An 8889-nucleotide genomic window follows, 5' to 3' on the forward strand; every position below is an offset into this window, starting at 1 on the left:
TGATGAGGACTCACCACACCGCGCCTGCGCGGGAACCAGCGCTACCGTCGGACGACGCGGAGGGGGCGGACACGCAATGAGCAACGACGACCAGTACGGCGGCGGCGCGGGCTACGGCGAAGTCGGCGGCACGGGCCAGACCCGCACCCGCCTCCCGGACCCCCCGTCCGACCCCCACGACCCCTCCCGCCGCACCCCCCGCGCCTCCCGCGGCCTGATCACGGTCGTCGGCGTGGTGGTCCTCCTCATCGCCGCCATCGCCTTCGCCAACCAGTCCTCGGACACCTCGACGAACCGCCCGTCGGACAAACCCCCGACGTCCTCCTCGACCGCCGCCTCGGGCGTCACCCCGGTCACCGGCAACTCCGCCGGCATCCCGAAGGGCTTCGCGCACGACGAGCAAGGAGCCCAGTCGGCTGCCGCCAATTACGCGGTCGCCCTGGGCTCTGACGGCATGTTCAAAAAGGACAGGCGACATGCCCTCGTGGACGGCATCTACACACCGGAGGCAGCCGCCCGACTGAAGGGCGCGCAAGACGAGGCGTACTCCAGCGCCTTCCTCGCCAGAATGGGCCTGGACGCCAACGGCAACCCTCCTCAGGGCAACACCTTCGTCACCCGCGCCATCCCGGTCGGAACACGGGTCGAGAGCTACAGCCCCACCAGCGCGAAGATCGCGGTCTGGTACACGGGCCTGATCGGAATGTCCGGCGCCAAGTCCACCGACCCTGTCCGTACCTCCTGGGAAACGTGGACCTTCGAACTGGCCTGGGCCGACGGCGACTGGAAGGTCGTCTCCGAAACCCAGCAGGACGGTCCGGCCCCGGTCCCCGGCGACGTGGCTGCCTCCTCGTCCGACGACATCAGCAAGGCAGTCAAGGAGTTCGGAGGGTTCACCTATGCCCGCTAGCCTCCGGCTTCGGACGGCCGTCGTCGCCTCCGTCCACCTGGCCGTCGTAGCTCTCGCGTTCCCTGCCTACGCGGCACCCACGCCGACACCGTCGGGGACGCCTTCACCGCAGGGCAGCACCGACCCCTGCGCAGCACTCAGCGGCGCATCCAAGCAGTACTGCGAACTCGGAGACGGCGCGGCCACCGGTGGCTCACCCAGCACCGGCCTGCCCTCCAACTCGCCGACGGACGCCCTCAACCCCCTCGCCTCCCTCGCCCGCGGCTGCGCCGACGCCGCCGCCTGGATCGTCGGCAAACTCAGCGAGGCCGTCACCAACACCGCCAACGTCGACTTCACCAACCCCGCCTTCCTCCAGCAATACGCCGTCATCTTCGCCGCGAGCACCATCCTCACGCTCATCCTCTGGCTCCTCGCCGTCGCCAAGCGCGCCATCCGCGGCGTCCCCCTCACCACCGCCATGTCCGAAGCCATCGGCTTCCTCTGGCTCACCGTCCTCGCCTCCGCCTTCACCCCCCTCGTCCTCTACACCGTCGTCTCCGCCACCGACGGCGTCACCGAGGTCATCGCCTCCGCCACCGGCGGCAATACCGACGTCTTCTTCGGCTCCTTCGCCGAGGCCCTCAAAAAGGGCGACGACATCGGCGGCGGCCCGATCATGCTGATCGTCGTCGCCCTCGTCACCGTCCTCGCCGCCGGAGTGCTCTGGCTGGAGCTCGTCATCCGCGCCGCCCTCCTCTACGTCGGCGCCCTCCTCGGCACCGTCGTCTACGCCGGCCTCGTCGACCGCAACATGTGGGGCCACGTCCGCCGCTGGGCCGGCATCATGATCGCCGTCATCCTCGTGAAGCCGGTCATCGTCATCGTCCTCGGCCTCGCAGGAGCCCTGACCGGAGACAAGGGCCCGAACGCCTTCTCCGCCGTCGTCTCCGGCCTCGCCATCATCCTCCTGGCGATCTTCGCCTCCGCGATGATCTACCGCTTCGTCCCCGGCTTCGGCGACGAGATCGCCTCCGCCCGCTCCAACCGCAGCAAGGCCACCGACGGCTCCCAGGCAGCCGCCGTCATCAGCTCCCCGGCCTCCCTCGTCTCCCAGGGCATCAAGACACACAGCAGCCGCGGCGCCCACCGCGCCGGCGACGGCGGGGGCGGCAACAGCAGCGCCTCCCGCCCCGCCAACCCCATCTCCGGAGGCGTGGCCGCGCACAGCAGCCGCCCCACCTCCGGCGGCGGGTCCGGCGGCGGATCTGTCCCCTCCGCCGCACCCCCGCCCCGCACTGGTTCGAGTACGAGGAACACAGGAGGTGACGGGCGTTGACGGCCCAGTCCCACCAGCTACACCCGGTCGCGCCCCGCCGCACGTACCTCATCGGCCGGGCCCGGCCGAACGCGATCGTCGGCAAGAACCGCGAAACCGGCGAGATCGCCCTGATCATCGCCGGCGCGTTCCTCGGCATGATGAGCGGCCTGCTCGTCCCCGACCTCACGCTGCGCATCGTCAGCCTCGCCGGCTTCCCCATGCTCGCGCTCGCCGCCGTGTACGTCCCCTACCGCGGCCGCACCTTCTACAAGTGGTACGAGATCAACCGCAGCTACAAGCGCACCCTGCGCCGCGGCACCACCTACCGCTCCTCAGCCATCGAAGCCGGCACCCGCGCCATCGACGGCCGCGAGGTCGAGGTCGGCCCGCCCCCCGGCATCGGCCGCATCAACTGGCTCGCCGCCCCCTTCGGCCCCGACGAGATCGCCGTCCTCCTCCACGCCGACCGCAGAACCGTCACCGCCGCCATCGAGATCGAGGGCCCCGGCGTCGGCCTGCGCGACAGCGAGGACCAAGAAGCCCTCGTCGACCGCTTCGGCACCCTCCTCAAGCACGTGGCCAACGGCGACGGCTTCGTCACCCGCCTCCAGATGCTCGCCCGTACCCTCCCCGCCGACCCCGACGCCCACGCCAAGGACGTCGCCCAGCGCGGCGACACCCACGCCCCCGGCTGGCTGCGCGACTCGTACGACCAGCTCCAGTCGATGGTGTCCACCTCCTCCGAGCAGCACCGCGCGTACCTCGTCGCCTGCATGCACTACAGCCGCGAACTCGCCGCCGAAGCCCACACCATCGCCCGCGCCTCCTCCCCCGCCAAGGGACGCAAACTCGACCGCGACGCCGGCCTCGCCATCGTCATGGCCCGCGAGCTCACCGACATCTGCGCCCGCCTCGCCGAAGCCGACATCCGCGTCCGCCAGCCCCTCGGCCAGGGCCGCCTCGCCTCCCTCGTGCACTCCATGTACGACCCGGACCACCCCATCGACCACATCCAGGCCATGACCAAGCGCAACGCCTGGCCGGCCGAACTCGACGCGGTCGAGCCCACCTACCTCCAGGCCAAGACCCGCGAGTCCTCCACCCGCGCCCCCTGGTGCCACGCCACCGCCTGGGTGAAGGAGTGGCCGATGACCCCCGTCGGCGTCAACTTCCTCGCCCCGCTGCTCGTCCACACCCCGGACGTGATCCGAACCGTCGCCGTCACCATGGATCTGGAGCCCACCGAGGTGGCCATCGAGCGCATGCTCACGGAGAAGACCAACGACGAGGCCGACGCCAGCCGCGCCGCCAAGATGAACCGGACCGTGGACCCCCGTGACATCGCAGCCCACGGCCGCCTCGACCAAAGAGGTGAAGATCTCGCCAGCGGTGCGGCAGGAGTCAACCTGGTCGGGTACATCACGGTGTCCTCGCGATCACCCGAAGCCCTCGCCCGCGACAAGCGCACCATCCGCGCCTCCGCCGGCAAGTCCTACCTCAAACTCGAATGGTGCGACCGCGAGCACCACCGCGCCTTCGTCAACACCTTGCCGTTCGCCACCGGCATCCGACGCTAGCTGGAGGGAAGTGCCGCCCATGCGAGATCCCATGTCCGCTCTGACGGACGCCTTCACCAGCTTCCTGTTCGGCAAGGTCGAGACCACCCGACTGCCCGTCCGCACCTCCACCGGCCAGGCCCAGGCCGTCTACCTGCCCACCGCCGCGCCCGGACTCGGCGACTCCGGCGTGATCATCGGCCGCGAGGTCTACAGCGGCAAGGGCTACATCTACGACCCCTTCCAGCTGTACGGCCAGCAGCTCCCGGCCCCGCACTGGCTGGTCCTCGGCGAATCCGGCAACGGAAAATCAGCCCTGGAAAAAACCTACGTCCTACGCCAGCTCCGCTTCCGCGACCGCCAGGTCGTCGTCCTCGACGCCCAGGGCGAGGACGGCGTCGGCGAATGGAACCTGATCGCCCAGCAGCTGGGGATAACCCCCATCCGCCTGGATCCCATCGCCGCCAACGACGACGGGATCCGCCTCAACCCCCTAGACCCTGCGATCACGACGACCGGACAGCTAGCCCTCCTCCGCACCATCATCGAAGTCGCCATGGGCCACGGCCTGGACGAGCGCGCCGGCTTCGCCCTCAAGGTCGCGCACGCCTACGTCGTCGACACGACCCGGGACCGCCAGCCCGTCCTCACCGACATCGTGGAACAACTCCGCCACCCGGAACCCGAATCAGCTCTCGCCATGAACGTCGACATAGACGATGTCCGTGCCTGGGGCCTCGACGTCGCGCTCGTCCTCGACCGCCTCGTCGACGGCGACCTGCGCGGCATGTTCGACGGCCCGACGACCGTCGGCATCGACCTCGACGCCCCGCTGATCGTCTTCGACCTCTCCCACATCGACCGCAACTCCATCGCCATGCCCATCCTCATGGCGATCGTCGGCGTGTGGCTGGAACACACCTGGATCCGCCCGGACCGCAAGAAGCGCATCTTCCTGGTCGAAGAGGCCTGGCACATCATCAACAGCCCCTTCGTCGCCCAGCTCTTCCAAAGGCTCCTCAAGTTCGGCCGCCGCCTCGGCCTGTCCTTCGTCGCCGTCGTCCACCACCTCTCGGACGTCGTCGACGGCGCGGCCGCGCGCGAGGCCGCGGCCATCCTCAAGATGGCCTCGACCCGTACGATCTACGCCCAGAAGGCGGACGAAGCACGCGCCACCGGCCTGGTCCTGGGCCTCCCCCGCTGGGCGGTGGAAATCATCCCGACCCTCACCCCGGGCATCGCCGTCTGGGACGTCAACGGCAACGTCCAGGTGGTCAAACACCTCATCACCGAGGCCGAACGCCCACTCGTCTACACCGACCGCGCGATGACGGAATCCTCGGCCCAGCACCAGCTCCCCGACGACCTGCTGGCCGCCGAACTCGAAGCGGAAGAGAGAGCCCTACTCATGGAACGCCACCGCAACGGCGGCCACGGCCCCGGCTCGGCGACCACGGTGGCCTGACATGTCCGACCCAAGACATACGCCTACGCAGACCCCCGCGCGCGGCGGCGGCGTCCCCGACGGTGTCCTGGTCGGCCTCCTGGCCTTCCTCCTCGGCCTTGCGGTCCTGGTCTGGTCCGCCACCGGCCTAGCGGCCCTCCTCTCCAAGGGCACCTGGCCGGACACGGTCACCTTCACCCGCACCCCGGAGGCGGTCCGCGCACTGATAGCGCACCCACACGACATCCCAGCCGCCTGGCCCGACACGGCCCCGACGTCCCTATCAGGCTGGGGCCTCTTCTGGGGCCTCTTCATCAGCCAGCTACTCGTCCTAGTGGTCCTGGCCATCTTCACCCTGGGCCTCATCGCCCGCACAAAAGCCCGCTCCAAACCCCCCACCCAAACGCCGCAGCCATTCCCGGCGCCGCAGCCATTCCCGGCGCCGCAGGCAATCCCAGCGCCGCAGGCAATCCCAGCGCCGCACCCAATTCCAGCCTCGCCGGCGTTTGAGGCGCGGGGGTCCGGGGGCAGCGCCCCCGGCAACGGCGCCGCACCCTCCCCCGCAAACCCAACGCCGCAGCCAATCCCGACGCCACACCCAATCCCAGCGCCCCAGGCAATCCCAACGCCGCACCCAATTCCAGCCTCGCCGGCGTTTGAGGCGCGGGGGTCCGGGGGCAGCGCCCCCGACAACGGCGCCGCACCCACGGACGAGGCCTACCGCTACGGCTTCGGCTACCCCCCGGCTCCGGCCCCGGACCCGGCCCCACGCCGCATGGCGTACGCCCCACCCGCCACCCGCCACCGCACCGCCGCGCACCACATCGCATCCGCAGACGGCGCAGCCCTCATCGTCACCTCCTCCCCCACCCTCTGGGCCGAAACCAAGGACGCCCGCACCAAACTCGGCCCGGTCCTCCTCTACGACCCGTCCCACCTCTGCGACACCCCGGCCCGCATGCACTGGAACCCCACCAACGGCTGCGCCGACCGCGACACCGCCGCAGCCCGCGCGATCGCCCTACTGGCCCCCGTACGCCCCCAGGCCCGTATAGACGCCGCCATCGCCGACACGGCGGAAACGCTCCTGCGCAGCTGGCTCCAGGCCGCCGCCCTCGACGACCGCCCCTTCAAGCAACTCCACCGCTGGGCCCAGGGCAACAGCGCCCAGGACCCGGTCCGCATCCTGCGCACCCACCCGCAAGCCGCCCCCGGCGCGGCCGGCGAGCTCGAAAGCGCCCTCACCGCCCACCCCGAACGCCGCGAACAGGCCCAGCACCTCACCGCCCGGGCCCTGTCCTGCCTCAGCTCGATCCACATCCGCGAGTCCTGCAACACGAACCGAACAGACGCGCTGACCCTCGCTTCGTTCGTCACCGAAGGGGGCACGCTCTATGTGGTGGGCGAACCCCTGGAAGATCCCCGTGCCCACCCGGGTGCGATGCCGTTGCTGACCGCACTCGCCTCCAGCGTGGTCGAGCACGGCCGCCGCATGGCCGCACGGTCATCCCACGGCCGGCTCGACCCACCACTCACGCTGATCCTTGAGGACGTCGCGGCCGTGGCCCCGATCCCCCAACTCCCCGAGCTCCTCCACGAGGAGACGCTCCCCCTCCTCGCCCTCTGCCGCAGCCGCGAACAAGCACGCGCCCGCTGGCCGGAGGCCCTCTTGGCCCCTTAGGTCCGCGAGGGTGATGCGGATCTCGAAATCTCCCCAGGGCTGCTCTCTGGTGTCAGTGGCCAGTCGCAATCTTCCGTGGCCAGTCAGCGGTTTCTGACTGGCCACGGACGGTCACTCTGTGACAACAGCCATCTGGCAAGCGGGACGCGTCCGAAGCCAGTACGAGCGGGCCGCGATGATCAGGGCGATGCCGTAAACGGCGAAGGCGGCCATCCCGATCCAGCCGACCAGCACCGCGTCGCCCGAGGAGTGGAAGTCGCCGCGCCGCATCGTCACTGCTCCGGACGTGGCCAAGACCAGGTATCCGACCCCCACGACGCCGTACGGGGCGAGTGTCGCAGCGCCGAGCAGAGCCGGGGCGAGCGGGAGCCAGCGCGGCACCCGTCGGCCGCGAAGGGAACAGCGTCCAGCGCGGGAAGACCTGTCCCCACGGGCGGACCAGGCCCCAGAGCAGGAAGATGCCGAGCACAGCCAGCAGCGCGGTGGGGTCCAGGCCCCAGGACTCCAGGGTGAGGAAGATTTCCGAGGCGCCGTTGCGCTCCGAGGCCACGAGCATCTCCTCGCCGGTGATCCCCGCGAACGTCCCGCCGAATGCCCAGACAAGCTTCATCGCCGCGTACGGGACAAAGGCCAGCGTCCCTGCCCAGGCAGCCCGTTGGATGAGCCGCGGTGCGGCGGACGGCGCTCGTGCGACAGTACCGGCGGGCCGGCGGTCGGACTGGGCCGTGGCCGCGAGCAGGACCGCCCCGACCGCCGCGAGGGCCTTGTTTGCGGCGGAGGCCCGGCTGTCCACGCCCTGACCGAGCATCAGCGTGATCACATCCATCAGGAGGCTGAACGCGGTGACCCCGGCCAGGGCGCAGACCACCCAGAGCAGCCCCCGCAGCACCGGCCGCAGCCCGTACCGCACCACCGCTCCACTGGCCAATGCAGCCAGCACACCCACCGCCATGACCACCCAACCCAGCCTGGAGGTCCCTGAGTCAGTGCCGTGGTAGAGCAAGGTGGTCCCGCTCAGCGCGCATGCCAGGCCGAAGCCGGCATAAAGCACCGCCCACAGCACCGTGGCCCTGGCCACCCAGCGCGGCCATCGCTGCCACCGGGCGCTCCAGAGTGCACTCATCGTCCGTTCATCACTAGTCATGTTCTGAACGTCGCATCGACCACGGCGGCGTGGCATCGGCCCCCGGAACGACCTCCCTCCCCCAGCCGGGTGAGCTCAGCGGTTCCGGGGGTGGGGAATCTAGGTGAGCAGGTCCGTCCCACCCCCGAGCGTCGGGTGGGGAGATTCACCGAGTCCCATCAGAGGGCCGCGGAAAGACGTACTCCAGGTCCTTGGCAGCCGGATCCCCCGGCATCGCCACGACCTGCCCGCTCGGCTTGAACCCGAACCGCCGGTAAACCGCACCGGCGCGCGCGTTGTCCTCGTGCACGAAAAGCCGTACGCGCTCCAGCGCCGGCTCCTCCAGCGACCAGGCCCAATCCAGCGCCGCCGCGAAAAGCCGGTCGATCAGCCCGGTCCCCCGCTGCTCGGCGCGTACGAAGACGCCCACGACATGCCCCTGGGTCTGCTCGATGGCCTGCTCGAAGAAATCGCTGGTCCCGCCTTCCTCGACCAGCACCGTCACGGACCCGTCCCACTCCCCGCCGGGCGCCTCGGCCACGAACTGTCGCGCCTGCCGCCCGTGCGAAGCCCCCCGGGCCCGGTCCTGCCAGAACTCGTCGGCCCTGGCCTCGGCCTGGGCCGAGGTCTCCAGGAAGGCCACCGGCGCCGCCGGATCGACCAGCGCGGCAAGCCGCAGTTCCTTGACCTTCTCCCACTCATCGGCCCGCACCGGACGTATCACATGTTGGATCTTCATGCCCCGGATCCAACCACAGAGGCGATCGCCACGGCATCCGAGAATCGGAAAAGACCCGTAAACGCAGAAAAGCCCCGCACCGGATACCCGGTGCGGGGCTTTTCGCAATGATTGTTCGGCGGCGTCCTACTCTCCC

At 70.2% G+C, this 8889-nt stretch carries 7 protein-coding genes; 5 read left to right on the plus strand and 2 right to left on the minus strand.

Translation table 11 applies throughout. The features are described 5' to 3' along the window. Window positions 1-76: 76 nt before the first annotated feature. The 5 genes from MTF65_RS25980 to MTF65_RS26000 are packed head-to-tail and all read left to right on the plus strand — an operon-like array spanning window position 77 to window position 6891. Window positions 77-910 (plus strand): hypothetical protein, encoded by an 834-nt coding sequence (locus MTF65_RS25980; RefSeq protein WP_243631372.1) that lies wholly within the window; start codon window positions 77-79, stop codon window positions 908-910. Further along, on the plus strand, window positions 900-2228 hold the full coding sequence (locus MTF65_RS25985) for a hypothetical protein (protein ID WP_243631373.1): 1329 nt from the start codon (window positions 900-902) through the stop codon (window positions 2226-2228). Before MTF65_RS25980 ends, MTF65_RS25985 begins: the two co-directional genes overlap by 11 nt. Continuing rightward, window positions 2225-3787 (plus strand): SCO6880 family protein, encoded by a 1563-nt coding sequence (locus MTF65_RS25990; protein ID WP_243631374.1) that lies wholly within the window; start codon window positions 2225-2227, stop codon window positions 3785-3787. The genes MTF65_RS25985 and MTF65_RS25990 overlap by 4 nt, the downstream gene beginning before the upstream one ends. A gap of 19 nt (window positions 3788-3806) precedes the next feature. Then, window positions 3807-5231: an ATP-binding protein gene (locus MTF65_RS25995; RefSeq protein ID WP_243631375.1), complete on the plus strand. Its 1425-nt coding sequence runs from the start codon at window positions 3807-3809 to the stop codon at window positions 5229-5231. Window position 5232: 1 nt separating this feature from the next. Continuing rightward, window positions 5233-6891, plus strand: a complete 1659-nt coding sequence (locus tag MTF65_RS26000; RefSeq protein WP_243631376.1) for a type VI secretion protein — start codon at window positions 5233-5235, stop codon at window positions 6889-6891. A gap of 52 nt (window positions 6892-6943) precedes the next feature. On the opposite strand, the gene MTF65_RS26005 is transcribed toward MTF65_RS26000, so the two are convergent. Next, window positions 6944-8035, minus strand: a complete 1092-nt coding sequence (locus tag MTF65_RS26005) for a hypothetical protein (protein ID WP_243631377.1) — start codon at window positions 8033-8035, stop codon at window positions 6944-6946. 145 nt (window positions 8036-8180) lie between these two features. Beyond that, window positions 8181-8747, minus strand: a complete 567-nt coding sequence (locus MTF65_RS26010) for a GNAT family N-acetyltransferase (protein ID WP_243631393.1) — start codon at window positions 8745-8747, stop codon at window positions 8181-8183. Window positions 8748-8889 lie beyond the last annotated feature (142 nt).

The organism is Streptomyces sp. APSN-46.1 (assembly GCF_022815725.1).
In the GTDB taxonomy this organism is placed as follows: domain Bacteria; phylum Actinomycetota; class Actinomycetes; order Streptomycetales; family Streptomycetaceae; genus Streptomyces.

Excerpts from the sequence above, each read along its gene's own strand:
- MTF65_RS25980 (WP_243631372.1), top strand. The coding sequence starts at position 77 with ATGAGCAACGACGACCAGTACGGCGGCGGCGCGGGCTACGGCGAAGTC.
- MTF65_RS25985 (WP_243631373.1), top strand. The coding sequence starts at position 900 with ATGCCCGCTAGCCTCCGGCTTCGGACGGCCGTCGTCGCCTCCGTCCAC.
- MTF65_RS25995 (WP_243631375.1), top strand. The coding sequence starts at position 3,807 with ATGCGAGATCCCATGTCCGCTCTGACGGACGCCTTCACCAGCTTCCTG.
- MTF65_RS26000 (WP_243631376.1), top strand. The coding sequence starts at position 5,233 with ATGTCCGACCCAAGACATACGCCTACGCAGACCCCCGCGCGCGGCGGC.
- MTF65_RS26005 (WP_243631377.1), bottom strand. The coding sequence starts at position 8,035 with ATGACTAGTGATGAACGGACGATGAGTGCACTCTGGAGCGCCCGGTGG.